The sequence below is a fragment of the Nonomuraea sp. 10N515B genome (assembly GCF_052245915.1).
Classification (GTDB): Bacteria; Actinomycetota; Actinomycetes; order Streptosporangiales; family Streptosporangiaceae; genus Nonomuraea.
Window position 1 is genome coordinate 1 of the sequence record NZ_JBQQBQ010000043.1, and the last position, 19,089, is coordinate 19,089.

Consider the following 19,089-nt stretch of genomic DNA (forward strand, 5'->3'; position numbering starts at 1 on the left):
GGGACTGCTTGGGGTCCTGCTGTGGTCCTGCCACCTGCTCCAACCTCTTCCAACGGGTGATCAAACTACCCGCGGCTGATAGGTGTTTCGGACCGGGACTGGTTCATTAGCTCTGACGCGGATGGGACAGGCCCCACGCTGTGAGGGTTTCGCGCACGAGCCGACGCGCTGCGGTCACCGTTTCGGGTACGGCGGGCAGGTCCCAGCATGCCTCCCTGCCGTCTGCCCGATCCTCTGGGTGCGCTCCGCTCACTGCCCTGGTCATGTGCGCGATCCGGGCAGACGGCGAACACCGTCAGGAAAGACTTGCCAGCAACTCGGACACGCGGATCGTCGCGCCGTGGTCTGGGCCGTAGAGCCTGGTGAGGTCATTCCGCAAGTCCGTGAGGGTGACGCGAGCCTTGTCCACATCGCCGACGCCGACTTCCAGCTCGCCTATCTGGCGACGCAATTCCAAGAGCCGCGCGTCGTCCTCGGGGAAGCGGCTCATCTCATCCGCCAGCAGTTCGCGCATGATGTGGAGCGCGAGCTCGGGATCGCCCGCGTGGACGTGACAGGTCGCTTCCTGCAGCCTGCACTGGGAAATCTGCTCGTGGTCAGGCTCCGGCTCCAGGAGCAGGTCGTCCGCGATCTGCCGAAATTCGCGTGCGGCCTGCCGATGGTCCTGGCTTGCGAACAGGACATCCGCGAGCTGTCCGCGCAGGCCGATTACGTCCGGGTCGGCCGCGCCGAGGTTGCGGCTTGCCGGGACGGCGACTTCGGCGAGTACGCCTGCCGCATCGCCATAGCGCGACTCTCTGACCAGAGACATCGCCTCTCTGCGAGCACGCCCGATGTCACTGCGGCTGAAGTCGTCATCCGCCGGAGCGTTCCTCATGGCGGGAACCCTGACCGGGTCCCGTCAGTGACGGTGCGGCTGATCGCGTGCGCGTACATCCGGACAGGGCTCGAGCCGGGAGCTGTCATGTCGCCGAGCGGTCCCGTCCCCGCGAGGTACGGCATGAGCCGATCGTGCACCTCGGCCGCCGTCGCAGGGCGGTCTTCCGGCTGCTTTTCGATGCACGTACTGGACATTGAGAACCTGACCACGTCACCCCTGCCGACCACGGTGGAGGTCGAGCAGACCATGACCGAGTACCGGCAGCGCGTGCAGGTCGGCCCCCTGGACCAGTTCGTCGTCGGGGTCAATCCGCGCTCGCTGATCGAGGTCGGTCGCGGGATCCGCGGAGCCCAGATCCTCACCCGCTCAGGCCCGGACGGCGCCGACAGCGTCCTGACGGAGATGGCCGTCAGCGACCGCATCGACCTGCGCTTCGAACGGGTCGTCATCGGTTCAGAAGACGGTTACTTCGCCGGCCTCGTCGCCTGGCTCACCGCCGCCGGCGTCCACGTCACCGTCGTGACGCGCCATGGTGTGCTGAGCTGGCGCCTGTACGTGGCCACCAGCGACATCACTTACCTGGATACGGCTCTGGCAGCTTGATCGTCCGCGTGTCGACCCCTGCCTTTGACGCCTGGTCGATGACGCAAAAGCGCCTGACCGCCGGAAGTGGTCAGGCGCCTGCGAATGCAATATGGAAACGGCTCATATCCCCCAAAGGGGATGGCAGAGTCTCGTTGCCGAGGGCAATCAGACTATGCGTCGAACTCGCCGAGCTTGACACCGCCGAGGAAGGCTCGCCACTCGCCCGGGGTGAAGACGAGCGCGGGGCCGTTCGGGTTCTTGCTGTCACGCACGGCGACGATTCCGGGGATATTGCTGGCGACCTCGACACAGTTTCCGCCATTATCGCCGCTGAGCGAACTCTTCCTCCATGCCGCCCGGAGGAGGTCCGCATGGATCAGGTCTTGAGCTTCCATTGGTCTCGGGCTTCCTCGATCATCTCTAGAGACTGTCCGGGACGGTACGCCTCTGCTCGTAGTTTGTCATATCTATCCCAGATCAGCGTAACGAAGTCGTGTTCAGCTGACACCTCGCCTCTACCTGCGGAGTCCACCGATACAGCCGTGGGGCCGTCCAGTAGCTCAGCGATGATGAAGCCGGACAGCAGGCCGGCGGTACACGGGGTGTCGAAGGGGACGACTTGCACCGTCACGTAGGGGCGGTCGGCAACGGCAAGGAGATGCTCCAGTTGCGCGGCCATGACTTGCGGACCCCCGACAGGGCGACGAAGCACCATCTCATCAAGGAGGACCCACAGCGTGGGCGGTGTTTCGGTGTCGAGGATGAGCTGGCGGTGCATGCGAGCGCTGACGCCATCCTCAACGCTTTTGTCTGAGGTCCCCGCGAGCCCGCCTCGAAAGACGGCTCTGGCGTAGTTCTCGGCCTGGAGCAAGCCAGGGAACAGGAGGGGATCCCAGCTTCTGAGAACGCGTGCCGAGGGCTCGATCTCGTCTGTCCACCGGAGGTACCAGCCTGGCCCGGACGGAGATGTGATGCTGCGACACAGGCGGACGAAGCGGTCGCGTGTCCCGAAAATCTGATCGCATCCTGCGGCGAAGTCGGGCTTCGGCGTCCGGTCCCCCTTCTCAACATGCGCCACAAGCGATGACGAGCACCCCAAGCGCTTGCCGAGCGCTGCCTGTGTCAAATCGTGCTCTCTGCGAGTCCGCGCCAGCTCCTTGCCGAAGCGCTGAACTGGTGTCAGACGCGGATCAAGGTCGTTGCCCATGACTATCCCTCACCTGTCCTCCCCAGCATCTTGACGGGTGCTTGACGAAACTTGACAACGAGCCCCAGCCGAAGGACTTTTTTGGGACTCGAATGTGCGGTGATTTCTTCTACAAGATAAGTCTTCACCTGGGCAGACTGAAAGTCAAAGTTTCCGCTCCGCCTCTGGTCATGACAGGAAATGGACAGCGAAACGCTAGGGGTGGAAGCTTATTGACATACCTAGAGCGGGAGAAAATCGACATTCCCTAGAAAAGGATCAAAATGTACGGAAGGGATCTCTTGTTGAGCGAGATCACATCGGGAGCCGCCCAATCGGTGGAGGCCGCTGTGGCGGCGGAGCGCTCAAGCTCTGTCGAGCAGAGCATGGTCTGGCGGCTTCGGGATGACGCGCGGGCGGTGGGTGATGCCCGAGACCTCGTCCGACGTGCGCTCCTGCTGGTCGGTCTGGGGCGGGATCTCGTTGACGACGCGGTTCTGATGGTCAGCGAGCTGGTCACCAACGCGGTTCTGTACGGTGACGCGCCGTACGAGCTGGTGGTACGGGTCGATCCGGCCGAAGTGGTCTGCATGGTCGTCGACGCCGGAGCCGTTCGCCCGATGCTGCGGGGTGCGGACACTCAAGCCGAGAACGGCCGAGGGCTGCTGATCGTGGCGAAGCTGTCGGCCGGGCTGTATGGCTGCATCCCGCAGGGGTTTGCCACGTGCCCTGGACTGGCGGGCAAGGCGATCTGGTTCGCGCTGCCTCGTACGGAGGATCGGCGATGAGCGGGGCGCATGACCCGCTGGAGGAGTATCACGGCCTCCACGTGGCTCCTCCCCAGGAGGGCCATGAACGGATCACATGGGCGAACCCCGCTGCTCGGTGTGGCCGGGTTCGGCTGGGCTGCCACACCTGTAGCCGTTGCGTGCCCAATTACGAGTTCTGCGTCGCGGGCGAGCTCGCCTTCATCCGGCGGTCTGTCGGTGGCGTGATCCACGAGACGGCGTGGACGGCGGCGGCCGAGGCAGAGCAGGTCTGGGCATCGCTGCTCAGAGGTGCAGCCCGGTGAGCTCGCCTGCCGGGGCATCGGTGAACCTCTTGCTGATCTGCTCCGGGTCCATCAGGGAGATGAAGCGAAGCGTTCCCTTGGTGACGAGCAGATTGCGGTGGTCCAGCCGAAGGCTTTCCTCGGTTCCGTCGTCGTTCTATCGCACGGTGAAGACGCTTCGCTCACGGGAGAGCACCTCTCCTACGCGGACGTGCTCGCCGTCCCCCAGTCTTCGCACCATGACCTGAGTTCGATCCACGAGTCCCAACTGTAGGGGGTTGTCCCTGTTGCTTAAATGAACGATGGGCTTGAAGCGCCCCGGGAATCCCATGGACATCGAGAACCTGACCGTGTCACTCCTGCCGACCATGGCGGAGGCCGGGGAGACATGACCAAATACCGGCAGCGGGTGCCGGTCGGATCGACGCGCAGGTCCCCGACGTCAGCCCGCAGCAGGTCGCGTCACGTCAGCGGTCATCGTGACGGCGCGGATCAGATCGGCGGTGCGGGCGACGGCGGCGGCCGGGCCGCGCTCGCCGCGGAGAACCTCCTCGATCATGACCTGAAGCTGAGCGGAAACGAGCGCGTACACCGGGCTCACCGGACGCAGGACGGCACGGTCGAGAAGGGCGGCGGTCTGGGCGTGGAAGGCCGACACGGCGGCGGCCGCCTGGAGAGAGGTCCGTCGCGGCGGCAGCTGCCCGGTGATGAGGCACAGCCGGACCAGGGCGTCGGGAGCCATGGCGGCCCGCAGCAGCCGCATCGCGGCCTCGGGATGGCGGGCCTGCCGCGGGATCACGTACACCATCCCGCCGCACATCACCGCGGAGCGGCCTTCCGGGCCGCGCGGCATCGGGGCGAAGCCGAACCTGCTGTGCACCTGATCGAGCGAGAGACTCGTCACCTTCGCCAGCGCACCGGCCTGGTAGCTGGCGCCGACGCACATCTCGGCTCTGCCCGCGGCCAGCAGCTTGACGGCCTCGTCCTTGCCGAAGCCGGCGACGTCCGGCGACAGCACCCCGTCAGCGATCAGCTCCCGGACCAGGCGCATGGTCTCCGCGGCCGCCGGGCTGTCCAGAACCACCTCGCCTCCCTCGCCCAGGACGAGGGCGCCGTTGGCGGCGAGCAGCCCGGTCAGCGCGTACGTGGTCTCTTCCCCCGCCCGGCGCCCGCCCGGCATGACGAGGACGTGCCCAAACCCCGGACGACGCCCGGCCAGGAGCCGGCCGGTGGCGCGCAGTTCCTCCCAGGTCCGGGGCGCGCGCAGCCCGAGACGTTCGAACGTCTCGCGCCGGTACCACAGCCCGGTGACGTCGGCCGGTGCGTGCACCGCCGGCGTCCGTCCGCCGAACCGGTGGGAGAACGGGGGCAGCAGGTCGCGGGTGTACTCGTTGGCCAGCCAGCCGTCGGCATCGAGGTCCTCCAGCGGGGTCAGGAAGCCCGCCCTGGCGAACTCGGCCACCCAGACGGAGTCGAGCACGGCCAGGTCGGGGCCGCGCCCTTCGGCGATGGCCCGCAGGAAGGCCGCGTGGAGCTCGTCGAACCGCACCGTGCGGATCCGCGGCCGGACGGCCGCGCCGGCCGCCGCCGTCCGCAGGTGGTCGACGCTGACCGTGCCGGTCGCCAGGACGGTCAGGTCGGCCGTCTCCTGCTCCTCCTCCGCCGGAGCCGCCCCGCAGGCCCACGCGGGGTTGACGAACGTGCCGCGCCGCCGCTGCCGCAGGACGATCCCCTCCTGGGCCAGCTCGGTCAGCGCCCTGGCCACCGGGGTGCGGCTCAGCCCGAACTCCTCGCACAGCTCCTGCTCGGTGGGGATCCTGCCGTCCGGACCGAAGCGCCCGGCCCTGATGTCCGCTACCAGGCGGGCCTTGAGCTGCTCGTACAGCGGTGGCGGCTGACTGTGCGACATCACGCTCCCTTGGTGCAGCACGCTCGAAACCATTCTTTTGTCATCCTATTTGCCACTATTGACACTGCGCATCTCCTTCAGGTCTAATCACCGAATGTCATGACAACAGGTGAAAGGTAGATCCTGTGAGCGGACCAGGCCATCAGCTCGCGGCGCGGGCCATGGCGTGGATGGACTCGCTGTGGGACCCCGAAGTGCGGCTCCTGCGCTACCCGGCGATCTCCCTCGCCAGGTCCTCGCACGCCTGGCGCACCCATGGCGTCAGGGAGACCTCCTGGTACGCGCTCGGCCTGCTCATGAGGGCCGACACCGAGCGGGCCGCCGAGGCGCTGGCTTCGGTTCTGACGCACCAGTACATGGCGCCGGGGACGCCGTACGACGGAACCTGGCGGCGCTCGCCCCAGGAGCCGCAGCCCCCCGCCGACCCGGTCCTGTGGAACGACTACGACCCGAACTGGCGCGAGTTCGTCGGCTGCACGCTCCTGCTCGTCCTGCGCGAGTACGGCGAGACGCTGCCGGACGACCTGGTCCGGCGGATCACCGGGGCGCTCGCCCTCGCGGCCGGCAACGCCGGCGAACGCGCGGTGTCGCCGCACTACAGCAACATCGCCCTGATGAGCGCGCATCTCATGCACGAGGTCGGCGTCCGGAGCGGCGATCCCGCGCTGGCCGCGGCCGGGGAGAGCCTGGGACGGCAGGTCTTCGACATCTGGCGGCGGACGCGGACGTTCGCCGAATTCAACTCGCCCACCTACTACGGAGTGGACCTGTTCGCTCTGGCCCTCTGGCGCGGCAGCTCATCGCCGGTCCTGCGCGAACTCGGCGACGAGATGGAGGTCGGCCTCTGGACGGAGATCGGCCGGCGCTACCACCCCGGCCTGCGCAACCTGGCGGGTCCGTACGACCGCTCGTACGGCATGGACCTGTCCGGCTACGTGTCCCTGCTCGGCCAGTGGATCGCGCTGGCCGACGGCCTGGAGCGCGCGCCGCTGCCCGCCGGCGACCCCTCGCAGGCGGTCCACGCGCACGACCTGTGCTTCGCCCCCTGCTTCGCCCTGCTCGGCGCCCACCCCAAGGCCGCCGGGCTGCTCGCCCCGGCCCCGGAGGAACCGCGCTGGGTCAGCACCACCGTCACCGAGTCCCCGCGGCGGATCGCCACGTCGTGGCTCGGGCCGCACCACATGATCGGCGCCCAGGACACCGGCGGCGCCAAGACAGGTGCGGACGATCAGTACCACCCGGTCACCGTCCACTGGCGCGGCGACGACGGCGCGCCGCACTGGCTGCGCGTCATGCCGTCCGCCGGCGTCGACGCCACCGTGACCAAGGACGGCGTGCTCGAGGTCACCGCCGCGGGCGACCTCGAGTTCGAGTCGGACTGCCGGGCTGACGTCGGCGCGGACCGCTGGCTCCTGCCGGGCCTGTCGGTGACCGTCTCCACCGGCGCCGCCGCCAGACCCGCCCCCTTCCGGATCCGCTACCCAGGCCCCCTCCACCTCACCCTCGAGATCTCGCCGCTCTGAAGGAGATCAGCATGAATCGGCCGGCATCGTCGCCTACGACAACAGCGGCACGCCCGTGGAGTACGGCACGCACCTCTACGCCGCGGCCCGCTACAGCTTCCAGATGAACCCGCTCGTGGCTGGTCGATGCAGAGATGAACGACGAACATGTTGACGCTGCGTTCACCGCGGCGGTCCAGGCTGCCCTGACCGGGCAGGTCAAGGCGATCCTCAACGAGGGCGATGGCGGGGGTCACCTGCAACACCGCCGGCTGGCCGAACGAATCCTGGCCCTCGTCGCGTACGGGCGGGACGGCCGGCTGCTCGATCACGCGGCCCGGCTCGCCGCCCGGCTGCGCGAGCTACAGGGTCCCGGTGGGTTGTTCACCGGCGGTGACAACGTCGACTCCCCGCCGGACTCCGCGTTCAGCGTCAACGATCTCGCCGACGCCCTGTGGCTGCTGCGGCGCGACCCTCCCGGCGGTGCCGAGCACCGGCTGGCGGACCTGCTCGACGACCTACTGACGGCGGTCACCCCGGCCTTGGCGCGGGGTGGAGTGCACACCCCGAACCACCGCTGGGAGATCTCGGCCGCCCTGGCCAGGCTGCACCGGCTCGCGCCCGATCGGGTGCTGGCGGAACGGGTCGGCCAGTGGCTGGCTGAGGGAGTCGACATCGACGACGACGGGCTCTACTCCGAACGCAGCGCCAACTACGCCGCGTACGTGTCGAACCCGTCGCTGCTCGCCATCGCCGAGCTGTTCGACCGTCCCGACCTGGTCGACGCCGTCGAACGCAACCTGGACGCCACGCTCGATCTGCTGCTGCCGGACGGGTCGGTCGAGACGGTGCTGTCGCGCCGCCAGGACCAGCGGCAGCCGCTGCCCCTGGCGCCCCACCTGCTCCCGCTGCGCCGGATCGCGCTGCTGCGCGGCCGGGGCGACCTCGCCTGGGCGGCCGGGCTTGCGCTGTCCCAGGGGGTCGTCTCACCGGCGCGCGCGGCCACGGAGCTGATCCTCGATCCCGGCATCGCGCGGGAGCTGCCGGAACCCGTCCCGCCCCGGAGACCGCGGCAACGCGTCTTCGGTGCCGCGGGACTGCTCGTCGACCATCGGCCCGCGACGACGACCGTGGTCTTCGGCGGTTCCGACTATCCACGCCACAGACGCGTCCGTTCCGGGCTGGCGAACTCCCCGACGTTTCTCCGCTTGTTCGCCGGGGCGGCCGTCCTGGGAGACGTGCGTCTCTCGCGGGTCTTCTTCGGTCTGGGGCCGTTCCGCGCCGCCCGATTGCTGGTCGAGGACGATCAGGGGGGTACGACCGCGACGCTCACGGAATCCGTGTCGGCCTCTTACTACCAGCCGATGACGGATCAGAACCGCGACGCGCGCGGCCGCTACGGGCTGGTGGACGATGGCCGGTTCAGCTCGGCGATGGACTTCGGCCTGCGCACGCGGGACGAGGTCACGCTGACCACCGCCGTCCACGTGGCCATCACGGACACCGGGGCCGACCTGACCGTCGACCTGGCGGGCCCGGCCGTGGACTGGGCGCTGGAGCTGGCCTTCCGGCCCGGCGGGCGCATGACGGGCGCCGTGGCCCTGGACGAGCACGCCTGGCAGCTCGACCCGGGCGAGCCTGCGGTCTACCGCGTCGGCGGCGACTCGATCACGGTCACGGTGCTCGCTATGTCGATGGCCGCTTCCCATGCGGTTCCCGGCTACGAGCCCGGCGAGGAGTACCGGTTCCTCGGGGGCACCGACGCCGTGTCGGGAGAGCGGCTCTACGTCGCCGGACGAGTCCCGGGAAGGTTGCGTTTAGGTCTCACCGCTCCTCATCACTCGGGATAAAACCGCAGCTAAGGAAGTTTGTCCTGATGTCTATATGTCGAAAGATCCTAAACAGCTTACGTACTGACTATTGACCCGGCAAACGCTTTCCAGTTACCGTCCCACGCCACAGGCAGACAACGTTCAAGGAGACGCCATGACGACTTCTGCGACAGCCCGGAGACGACTCATGCGCTGGCGTTGGCTGCCAGTGACCGTCGCCGCGGCGATCGCCCTCACCGCATGCGGTTCCAGCTCCGACGCAGGCTCGGGCGGGGACTCCGGCGCTAAGAGCATCACCTTCTGGCTCTCGGCGAGCTCGGCCCAGGCGCAGGGCTACCACGACCTGGCCAAGGAGTTCCAGGCCAAGGAGGGCGTCACGGTCGAGATCGTCAACGTCCCCTACGACGGCTACCAGGACAAGCTGCGCCAGGCGGCGCAGGCCAACTCCCTGCCCGACGCGGCCAGCGTGCCCTCGCTCGACACCATCTGGATCAACCAGCTCCAGGACCTCGCCGCGACGGCGAACGCCCCGGCCAACAAGATCAACAAAGACCTGCTCACCGTCCAGGACGGCAAGGTCCTCTGCATCCCCTCCGACCTGACGGCGGCCGGGCTGTTCGTCAACAAGACCCTGTTCGAGAAGGCCAAGGTCGAGATTCCCGCCGACCCGAGCCAGACCTGGACCTGGGACGAGTTCCTGGCCGCCGCCACGAAGGTCCGCACCGCCACGGGCGCCAAGTACGACCTGGTCTACGACCAGTCTCCCGCGCGCATCAGGGCCTTCATCTATGGCCACGGCGGCAAGGGCTTCCAGCTCGGCGCGGACAACAAGTACGCCACCCCCGACGACGCCACCGTGCAGGCGATGTCGAAGTTCGCCTCGCTGAACGACGACAAGGTCATGCCGAAGTCCGTCTGGGGCGCGGGCGCTGACCCGAACGCCCTGTTCAAGAGCGGCCAGGTCGTCGCGTACTTCTCCGGCGTCTGGCAAGTGGCGGACTTCGCGGAAAGCATCACGAGCTTCGACTGGGCCAGCGCGCCGACGCCGGGCTCCATCCACGCCACCGACATCAACCTCGGCGGCAAGGTGGTCGCCTTCAACAACGGTGACAAGGCCGAGGCCGCCAAGAAGTGGGTGGACTACATCTTCCAGCCCGCGAACTACACGAAGCTCGCGCAGGTCAACGGCTACCTGCCGGTGGAGTCCGGTCTCACGCTGAACTACCCGTTCAAGAACCAGGCCGCCCTGGACGCGTTCCAGCTCTACCTCAAGGAGATCGAGCTGGCGGACCCGATCTCCTCCTCGGGACACCAGAACGGGACGAAGCTCCTGCTCGCCGGCAAGTCCATCCAGGACGACCCGACCAAGGACGAGATGTCCAAGCTGATCAACGGTCAGCAGGACATCAAGAAGACCGTCGACAACATCGTGTCGGGACTCAACCAGCAGGTCGGCTGATCGCTCGGCCCGCCGGCGCGTCCCCGCGCCGGCGGGCCGAGCGTTGACGAGTGCGGAAAGAGGAGAGCGCAATGGCGGAGAGTGTCCAGCAGTCGACGGGGCTCGCCGACGACACATCGGCCTTGATCGCGTCGCGGCGGTGGCCCCGCCGACGGCCCCGGCGGCATGACCGCTACACCCTGGCGCCCCTGCTGCTCATCTCGTCCAACCTCGCCCTGTTCCTCCTCTTCTTCGCCTGGCCGGCCGTCATCGGCCTGGGATACTCCTTCACCAGCTACACGGGCGTCGGCTCGGCGCCGTTCGTGGGTCTGGACAACTACCAGCGGCTGCTGAACGACGAGGCGTTCTACGCGGCGACGGTCCGTACCGTGATCTTCACCGCGGCCGTCGTTCCGCTGACGTACGTCGCCGCGCTGAGCGCGGCCGTGCTGCTCGTCAGCCCGTACAGCCGTGGCAAGCCGGTCGCGCGGGTGATCTTCTTCGTGCCCTGGCTCATCTCCCCGATCATCGCCGGTGTCATCTGGCGCTGGATCTTCGGTGAGAACTTCGGGCTCGTCAACTACGTCATCATCGCGCTCGGCGGCGAGGCGGTGCCGTGGCAGTCCAACGCGAACCTGTCCCTGATCATCGTGGTCATCGCCGCAGCCTGGGGTAGCACCGCGGTCAACATGCTGATGTTCGTCGCGGCCATCAAGAACGTGCCGACCGCGTACTACGAAGCCGCGTCCCTGGACGGCGCGGGCGCGTGGGCCAAGTTCCGCCACATCACGCTGCCCTCGATCGCGCCCACGTCCTTCATCGTGATCCTGCTCACCACCCTGCACTCGATGAAGGAGTACGCGCTCATCCAAGCGGTCAACGCCGGAGGTCCGGGCACCGAAAACAACCTGCTCATCCAGTACATCTTCACGACCGGCTTCCGCCGCGCCCAGATCGGCTACGCGAGCGCGGCGTCCTTCGTGCTCATGCTGATTCTGATGATCATCGCTATCACGCAGTTGGTCATCAACCGCCGGAAGGACTCCTGAGATGGATTACCTGCTGCCGAAGAAGGTCTGGGCGACGGCGGCCCTGTGGTTCATGGTCGCCCTGTACGGCATTCCCGTCCTGTGGTTCCTGCTCAGCTCCTTCAAACCGGCGGGAGAGCTGTTCTCCTATCCGCTGACCATCTTCCCGAAGCAGCCGACCATCTCCGGCTTCACCGACGCCTGGACGAGCTTCGACTTCAGCCGCTACTTCGGCAACACCCTCATCGTGGCCGTGTCCGCGACCCTCATCACCATCGTGACGAGCGCGACCTGCGGGTACGCCCTGGCGAAGTACACCAACTGGTGGCTGCGGGCGTTCACCATCTGCGTCCTGGCCACCACGATGCTGCCGGGCGAGGTCATCCTTTCCCCCCTGTTCCTCATCGTCCGCGACCTGGGCCTGTACAACAGTCTCGCCGGCGTCGTGGCCCCCTCAGTGATCACGGCAACGGGCACCTTCCTGTTCCGCCAGTTCTTCCTGAGCGTGCCGCGCGACCTGCTGGACGCGGCCCGCATCGACGGCAGCGGGGAACTGTCGACCTTCATCCGGATCATGCTCCCGCTCTCCCGGCCGATCATCATGACCCTCGCCATCATGTCGTTCCAGTGGCGGTGGAACGACTACATCTGGCCCCTGATCGTCCTCAACGACCCGAACGAGTTCACCCTGCAGATCGGCGTCGCGAGCATCGTGGGCGCGGAGAACGTCAACTGGTCCGTCCTGCTCGGGGCGTCGGTCCTGTCCATGATCCCCCTTGTCGTGATCTACCTGATCTTCCAGAAGTACGTGATGAACGCCGACCTCAGCGCGGGCCTGAAGGATTAGTGCCTGTCTTCGATCCCCGACCGTCAGGTGAAGCGGGGCACAGGCGCCCGATGAGGGGCCTTCTCGACAAGGAACTCACCAGAGTACGGGTGAGACCTTCGCCGGGCCAGCGATCCCGCACGATCGCGATGGCTCACCGAGTAAGCACTCGTCACGCCCGCAGGACGGTGACCTGGCGGCCGGATGGGGTGGTGGCCTGGTCGAAGCTGCCTCGTTCCTTCCATGGTGGGGCTTCGGGGCGGCGGTCGAAGATGACCAGGACGCCGGTGGTGAGGGTGAGGCGGTCGAGGTAGCGGTCGAGCTGGGCAAGGCCCTCGGGTTTGGGGTCGTCTGCGCCGGGTCGCCACACCTTTAGTTCCATGGCCTCGCGTTGGATCAGCCGTCCACCGTCGGGGCCGCTGTACGGCCAGCGGACGAGCACGTCCAGGCGTTTGGTGCCGGCGGCGTATTCACGGTTGAGGTAGCCGCCGCCGTTGACCAGGCGGTGCAGGAAGGCCATGAGGATGATCTGGCAGGCGGCCTCGTGGTATCCCTCCTGCTGGATGAGGACTTCGCCGTGTTCGCGCCAGAACACCACGAACTCCTCCAGCAGGCGTGGCAGGTCGAACCGGCCGTCGGGGAGCACGAAGCTGTGCGGGTCGGCGTGGATGTTCTGTTCCGTCAGGTCGCCCAGCACGCGCAGGATGACCTCCCGGTAGATCGGGTTGGCCACCTGCGGCGGGGGTTTCTGCGTGATCAGGCCCAGATCGCGGGCGTAGGACAGGTCGTCGGAGTTGCTGCGGTCGGTGTAGGGGCCGCCGGCCACGATCGGCTCCATCACCCGCTTGACCCGGGGCTCGTGCAGCCGGGCCGCCAGGGAGTCCAGGTGGGTGGCGCGTGCCCGGATCAGCCGTTCCTTGGCGTCCTCCACCGGCTCGGCGGTGATGGTGCCGATCACCTTCATCTTGAAGGTGATCTCGTGGGCGAGGGCGTTGACCAGCCACGGTTGTCCCTGGGTCAGCTCGAAGACCTGGTCCACCGCGTCCTTGGTGAACTCCTGGCCGGTCGCCTGCGTGTGCTGGTCGTACAGCTCGGCGATCTGGTCGGCGGTGAAGTCGCCCAGGCGCAGCGAGTCAGCAAGGATGTTGAACGGGCTGGCCGGGCTGAACCGAGCGGGGTCGCCGCCCGAGGCGACCTTGTAGTCGCGCAGGTCGCGCAACCCGCATAGCACCACCGAGGCAGGAAACGGATGTCCCTTGTGCCGCGCGTTGTGGCCATCGCGGAGCTGGCTGAGGATGCTGACCAGGCTGGCGCCCTGCAGGGCATCGATCTCGTCGAGGAACAGCACGACCCGGCGCGGGCAGCGGTCGCACCACTCACGCAGCGCCGCGCCGAACCGGCTGCCCGGAGTGGCCTGCGGCCAGGGATCCGGCGGCAGCAGCTCGTCCGGCCATCCCGACCACTGCGCGGCGTCGCAGAGGGAATCGAGCAGCAGCGACTCCGCTGCGGCGTAGTCGTCGCCGGCCGCCTTGGCGCGCTCGCAGGAGAACGACAGGGCGGCGATGTCACCCTCGGCGGTCAGCTCGGAGGCCAGGGTGTCCAGGATGGTCGTCTTGCCGGTCTGCCGGGGCGCGTGCAGCACGAAGTAGCGGTCCATCTCGATGAGCGCCCGCGCCTCGGGAAGCCGTGGTGTGGGGGGAAGCATGTAGTGGAGCTGCGGATCGCAGGGGCCGGTGGTATTGAAATACCTTGCTCGGGGTGGTGGCATGGTCACATTCTGCCACCATTCTGACCTGAGGGCCCGAAGATCCTTATGCGGGCCTCGGCCAGCTTCTCGTCGGTGAAAGGTCCCTGCTGTTCCCGGCGCAGCAGATCGGTGAAGCAGTGCCGCAGCAGGAACTCTCGGTAGATCGGGTTGGCGATCTCCGGTTCTCCGGTTCCCCGGATGAGGCCCAGATTGCGAACGTAGGAGACGTCGTCGTCGAAGGGAGCGTCCGTGCCCGGCAGGGTTTCTTCCATGATCGCCCGGATTACTCGTTCCACCGGGGGCTCGTGCAATCGTGTCATGAGGGCGTCCAGGTGGATGGGGCGCTTCCGGATCAGCCGCTCCTTGGCCTCATCGACCTGTGCGGTGGTGATGGCGCCGCTCACCCTCATCTCGGCAGTGATCTCGTGGGCGAGGGCGTTGACCAGCCAGGGTTGTCCCTGGGTCAGCTCGAAGACGCGGTCTACGGCGTCCTTGGTGAACTCCTGGCCGGTCTCCTGCGTGTGCTGGTCGTACAGCTCGGCGATCTGGTCGGTGGTGAGGTCGCTCAGGCGCAGTGAGTCAGCGAAGATGTTGAACGAGCTGGCCGGGTTGAGCCGTGCCGGGTCGCCGCTGGAGGCAGTTTTGTAGTCGCGCAGGTCGCGCAACCCGCACAGCACCACCGAGGCGGGGAACGGATGCCCCTTGTGCCGCGCGTTGTAGCCGTGGCGGAGCTGGCTGAGGATGCTGATCAGGCTGTTGCCCTGCAGGGCGTCGAAGTCGTCGAGGAACAGCACGACCCGGCGCGGGCAGCGGCGGCACCACGCGCTCAGCGCCTTACCGAACCGGGTGCCCGCCTGCTCCTCCGGCCAGGAGTCCGGCGGCAGCAGTTCGCCGGACAATCCCGACAAGTTTGCGGTCTCGCGGAGGGAGTCCAGCAGAATTGTCTCCGTGGCGGCGATGTCGTCGCTGAAGATCTTGGCGCGCTCGCAGGAGAACGACAGAGCGGCGATGTCGTCCTCGGCGGTCAGCTCCGACGCCAAAGCGTCCAGGATGGTCGTCTTGCCGGTCTGCCGGGGGGCATGCAGCACGAAATAGCGGTCCATCTCGATGAGCGCCCGCGCCTCGGGAAGCCGTGGTGTGGGGGGAAGCATGTAATGGAGCTGCGGATCGCAGGGGCCGGTGGTATTGAAATACTTCGCTCGGAGTGGTGGCACGGTCACATTCTGGCACCACTCTGATCTGAGTGCCTGGAACAAGGGAACCAAGGCGGCTTCTCGTAGCCGAGCCAGGTGACGGGCGCGGTCTGCGTGTGGGCGATCATCCAGGACGAGGTCAGCACGGCGCTCTCATGGCCCGGCAGACCGGCCACGCGCAGAGGCGGGACGGCCTGCCGGGCCGGATGATGTCAGGTGACGGGTTCGACCCAGACGTTGCGGAAGCGGGGATTCTCGCCGGGGTCGCCGTGGTCCTGGAGGCGGATCCCGCCCCAGGCCGCGCTCTCCGGGATGTTGTCGCCTGTGCCGCCGTCGATGCTCACGTCGTTGTGCACCACGACGCCGTTCCAGACGACCGTCACCCGCGCGTTGTCGACCTTCACTCCCGCGCTGGTGTAGCGGGCCGCGCGGAAGGTGATCTCGTAGGTCTGCCAGGTTCCCGGGGCGGTGGCCATGTTGCGGTCGGGCGCGCGCTTGGAGTAGATCGCGCCCGCCTCGTTGGCAGCCGGTGTGGTGTCACCGTACGACTCGAGGACCTGCACCTCGTAGCGTTCCTGGAGGAAGACGCCGCTGTTGCCGCGTTGCTGCCCGGTCACGTCCGGTGGGTAGTCCGGCTCGTACCACTCGACGTGGAGCGTGAAGTCGCCGAACGTCTGCCGGGTACGGATGTCGCCGCCGTAGGACTCCATAGAGCCGTTCGCGATCGGCCAGGTCGCCGGTCCGCCGGCCCGCTTCTCCCACGCCGCCAGGTTGGACCCGTCGAACAGCATGATTCGCTGTGCCTTCGACACGGTGAGGTGGTCGAGGCTGAGCTGTCCTGTGTCGCCGGAGTCGTAGCTATAGGTGATTCTGTTCGATCCTCGCTTCAGGTTGAGTGCCTCGGTCTGGACTGCCCAGGCGTCCCAGCCGCCGGTGGCGGCCAGCCGCACCTGCCTGACCTCGTCACCGTTGACGTACACGCTCACCGACGTGCCGGCGTTGGCCGCGTAGCGGAGCCCGACGTTGTGCATGCCGGGTGAGTCCGTCCGTACGGTGAACGACGTGCTCGCGCCCGTGGCGGTGTAGCCGTCGACGAAGCCCTTGCCGGTGTAGCCCTGATGGTTCGTGCTCACCTTCGCGCCACCGCGCAGCAAGGCGTTCTCCGCCTCGAGCACCGGTCGCGTGGCCACGGTGATGGAGTCCAGGTTGACGTTGCCCGTGTCGCCGCTGTCGTACTTGTAGGCGATGGTGTTGGCGCCTGCCTTCAACGTGAGCGGTTCTACCTGGGTGGCCCACAGGTCCCACGTTTCCGTGGTGGGCAACGGCACCTGTCTGACCTTGGTCCCGTTGACGTACACGCTCAGCGACTTGGTGCCGGGTGCGGGGTGCGGGCCGTTGGAGTAGCGCAGGCCCACGTGGTACGTGCCGGCCTCGGCTGCCCGTACGGCGAACTGCGTGGCCGCGCCCGCCGTCCAGTAGCCGTCGACGAAGCCGCTTCCCGAGTAACTGAGATGGTCGGTGCCCAGCTTCGCGCCGCCGCTGTGTGCCGCGCTCTCCGCCTCGTACGTCGTGTCCGTCGTCGGGCCGCCGACCAGCGAGTTGAGCGTGTACCAGGCCTCGGTGCTCCATAGCGGCTGCCCTGAGGCCGAGCTGAACGGGCGCGGCGACCGCAGGTGCACCACGCGCCCAGGCTTGAGACCGGCGATCTTGAGCGTGACCTTCTTCCCGCCGGAGGTCAGCTTCGCGGAGGTGACGGTCAGCGGCTCCTCGTCCACCTTGGGGCCACCGTACGTGGAGGCGGCGGCGTACCGCCATTGGGTGACCTGGTACTTGGACGCCGGCGACGTGGCGGTCTCCGCCGACAGCGGCTGGGTGTACTCCAGCTCGAAGCCGCCCTCGATCGCGCGCATCCTCAGGATGTCGAACGCCTTGTCGTCGACCGGGGTCAGTTTCTGCAGGCCGTAGGTGAGCTTGCCCGGCTGGCCCCAGTTTCCGCCGGCGCCGAGACCTCCGGCGTAGATGGCGCCGTCGGGCCCCAGGCTGATCCGGTTGACCCCTGCCTCGAGTCCTTGGGTGAAGCGGAAGACCGCGCCTTGGTACTCGCCGTTGACCTTCTCGAGGTAGGCCCGCTGGATCCCGCCGTAGGTGACGTCGCCGAACAGCATCTGTCCCGCGAACCTGCCCTGCCTCATGACCAGCGGGGTGCTGGGGGAGTTGGCGATCTCGTTGTGCGGCAGCCACAGCGCGGGCGGGCTCACCAGGTTGTTGTCGAACGGGCCGTCAGGGTTGGTGTAGTGGTTGAAGAACCGGTCCTTCTTGATGTGCACCAGTTTCGAGGCGGGCAGCCAGCCGCCCTGATTGTCCGTGACGAACAGGTCACCCCCCGGACCCCAGGTGAGGCCGTTGGGCGTGCGCAGACCGCCGGCGATGTATTCGACCCTGCCGGTGGCCTTGTTGACCTTGATGGTCGTGCCCCGGTCCCGCGCCGGCTGCGGGTCGGTGGTGGCGCCACCGTAGTTGATGGCGACGGAGAGGTTGAGGTAGAAGTGGCCGCCACGGTAGAGCAGCCCGAACGCGAACTCGTGGAAGTTGCCGCCGAACGGCCAGCTCGCCACGGTCCTGAGGTTGTCGGCGACCTCGTCGCCGTTGGTGTCGTTCAGCTCCACCAGCCGGGACTTCTCCGACACGTAGAGTTTGCCGTCCACGTACTTGATGCCCATGGGCTCCTGCAGCCCGCCGGCGATCTTCTTGGCGGTCACCTGCGCGGCTGAGGTCTTGCCTGTGACGTTGTCAAGCAGGTAGACCTCGCCGAGCTCGGTTTCCGAGCCGCCCCACGTGGCGATCGCCAACCGGCCGTCGGGCAGCCAGTCCATCCCGGTCACCTGCGGCTGGAAACCGTTCGGCCGCAGGTCGGTGAGCGCGAAGTCAGGGTGTACCGACTCCAGCGGCAGCCCGTCGCCAGGCGAGTCGGCGCCGCTCTCGCACTCCTTGCGCCCGGGGGCGGTGACCCGCACCACTTCCGCGTCCGTGCTCTGCACCGAGTTCGGTACGAGGGTGAACTCCGCGGATCCGGGTGGTCTCCACTCCAGCTTGAGCTGCTGGCCGTACAGGTGTTCGAAGTGGTCGACGCGCAGCGCGTGGTAGCCAGTGGTCAGGGTGATCATGCCGTCCACGGCGATCGGGCCGTGCCGCCCGTCGTTGGTGATCACGACGGTGTCGTCGATGCGCAGCCGGGAGCCATCGTCGCTGGTGAGCCGGAACTCGTACGTGCCTGCGGCGGCGATGGAGATGTTGCCGATGACCTCGGTGACGAACGTGTCGGTCAGGCCGAAGTCGGCGTCGGAGTTCCAGTCGATCGTGGGCATCAGCTTGTCCACGTTGGGTGTTTGACCGGGCTTGAGCGTGCAGAGCTTGGACAGCTCGACCTGGACGTCGTAGGTGCGCAGGGTGATGCCCGGCTCCTGCGGCGGCACCGCCGCGTGCGCTTGAGCGGGTACGACGAGGCATGAGAGCGCGATGATCAGTAAGACGGATAACAGGGATGGTTTCCGCATGAGCTGTCCCATCTCGGCGGGGGTGTGGGGGTGCGGCATCGCCGGGACAGCTGCGATCCATCGGCGGATGCCGGGTCTCATTCGCTGGAACATGAAGGGGTTAACGCTGCTCTGCGCCGTAATATAAGGCGAAATATCTAACCTGCCCATATCTTTCTCCAGAAATCGAAGAAAGCTATGAGTTGTCAGGCAGAAGGGTGCGGGCACCGCTGGCAACAAGTGCTGGGAGCGCTCCCAGATAGATGACGAAGTGGTTTCCCGTCTGTCAAGGGTTCGAAAAATTGGGCTGGCGAAAAAAGGGAAGCGACGTGCGCACATCGCAAATCGTATTTGTTAGGGCACTGGCTGCAATCGGAAA

14 protein-coding genes are annotated in these 19,089 nt (G+C 67.2%); 7 read left to right on the top strand and 7 right to left on the bottom strand.

From position 1 onward, the window contains the following. Positions 1-295 precede the first annotated feature (295 nt). Positions 296-877 (bottom strand): tetratricopeptide repeat protein, encoded by a 582-nt coding sequence (locus ACTWQA_RS41545; protein WP_443164383.1) that lies wholly within the window; start codon positions 875-877, stop codon positions 296-298. 180 nt (positions 878-1,057) lie between these two features. Between ACTWQA_RS41545 and ACTWQA_RS41550 the strand changes: the two genes are divergently transcribed. Continuing rightward, positions 1,058-1,483 carry a hypothetical protein gene (locus ACTWQA_RS41550; protein ID WP_443164384.1) on the top strand — a complete coding sequence of 142 codons (426 nt, stop codon included), beginning with the start codon at positions 1,058-1,060 and terminating at the stop codon, positions 1,481-1,483. Positions 1,484-1,635: 152 nt separating this feature from the next. Here the strand turns inward: ACTWQA_RS41550 and ACTWQA_RS41555 are convergent, their stop codons facing one another. Both ACTWQA_RS41555 and ACTWQA_RS41560 read right to left on the bottom strand, forming a co-directional pair. Beyond that, positions 1,636-1,860 (bottom strand): DUF397 domain-containing protein, encoded by a 225-nt coding sequence (locus ACTWQA_RS41555; RefSeq protein ID WP_397128595.1) that lies wholly within the window; start codon positions 1,858-1,860, stop codon positions 1,636-1,638. Continuing rightward, positions 1,842-2,672, bottom strand: coding sequence for a helix-turn-helix domain-containing protein (locus ACTWQA_RS41560; protein ID WP_397128596.1), 831 nt, complete (start codon positions 2,670-2,672; stop codon positions 1,842-1,844). Before ACTWQA_RS41560 ends, ACTWQA_RS41555 begins: the two co-directional genes overlap by 19 nt. 284 nt (positions 2,673-2,956) lie before the next feature. Between ACTWQA_RS41560 and ACTWQA_RS41565 the strand changes: the two genes are divergently transcribed. Further along, positions 2,957-3,439 (top strand): ATP-binding protein, encoded by a 483-nt coding sequence (locus ACTWQA_RS41565; RefSeq protein WP_443164385.1) that lies wholly within the window; start codon positions 2,957-2,959, stop codon positions 3,437-3,439. A 705-nt stretch (positions 3,440-4,144) separates the two neighbouring features. Here the strand turns inward: ACTWQA_RS41565 and ACTWQA_RS41570 are convergent. Then, positions 4,145-5,611, bottom strand: a complete 1,467-nt coding sequence (locus ACTWQA_RS41570) for an extracellular solute-binding protein (RefSeq protein ID WP_443164386.1) — start codon at positions 5,609-5,611, stop codon at positions 4,145-4,147. A gap of 125 nt (positions 5,612-5,736) precedes the next feature. On the opposite strand from ACTWQA_RS41570, the gene ACTWQA_RS41575 reads away from it, so the two are divergent. From ACTWQA_RS41575 to ACTWQA_RS41595, 5 genes are all read left to right on the top strand, one after another. Continuing rightward, on the top strand, positions 5,737-7,134 hold the full coding sequence (locus ACTWQA_RS41575; RefSeq protein WP_443164387.1) for a hypothetical protein: 1,398 nt from the start codon (positions 5,737-5,739) through the stop codon (positions 7,132-7,134). A gap of 134 nt (positions 7,135-7,268) precedes the next feature. Next, entirely contained in the window at positions 7,269-8,963 is a 1,695-nt protein-coding gene (locus tag ACTWQA_RS41580; protein ID WP_443164388.1) for a hypothetical protein, read from the top strand. 169 nt (positions 8,964-9,132) lie between these two features. Next, positions 9,133-10,404, top strand: a complete 1,272-nt coding sequence (locus ACTWQA_RS41585) for an ABC transporter substrate-binding protein (RefSeq protein ID WP_443164389.1) — start codon at positions 9,133-9,135, stop codon at positions 10,402-10,404. Positions 10,405-10,475: 71 nt separating this feature from the next. Beyond that, positions 10,476-11,432, top strand: coding sequence for a carbohydrate ABC transporter permease (locus ACTWQA_RS41590; protein WP_443164390.1), 957 nt, complete (start codon positions 10,476-10,478; stop codon positions 11,430-11,432). 1 nt (position 11,433) lies between these two features. Then, positions 11,434-12,258 (top strand): carbohydrate ABC transporter permease, encoded by an 825-nt coding sequence (locus ACTWQA_RS41595; protein WP_327583603.1) that lies wholly within the window; start codon positions 11,434-11,436, stop codon positions 12,256-12,258. A 151-nt stretch (positions 12,259-12,409) separates the two neighbouring features. Here the strand turns inward: ACTWQA_RS41595 and ACTWQA_RS41600 are convergent, their stop codons facing one another. The 3 genes from ACTWQA_RS41600 to ACTWQA_RS41610 form a co-directional block, all read right to left on the bottom strand. Continuing rightward, the gene (locus ACTWQA_RS41600) at positions 12,410-13,942 is read right to left on the bottom strand and encodes an AAA family ATPase (protein WP_443164391.1); all 1,533 of its coding nucleotides are present in this window, start codon (positions 13,940-13,942) and stop codon (positions 12,410-12,412) included. A 65-nt stretch (positions 13,943-14,007) separates the two neighbouring features. Further along, on the bottom strand, positions 14,008-15,135 hold the full coding sequence (locus tag ACTWQA_RS41605) for an AAA family ATPase (RefSeq protein WP_443164392.1): 1,128 nt from the start codon (positions 15,133-15,135) through the stop codon (positions 14,008-14,010). A gap of 254 nt (positions 15,136-15,389) precedes the next feature. Beyond that, positions 15,390-18,731, bottom strand: coding sequence for a family 16 glycoside hydrolase (locus ACTWQA_RS41610; RefSeq protein ID WP_443164393.1), 3,342 nt, complete (start codon positions 18,729-18,731; stop codon positions 15,390-15,392). Positions 18,732-19,089 lie beyond the last annotated feature (358 nt).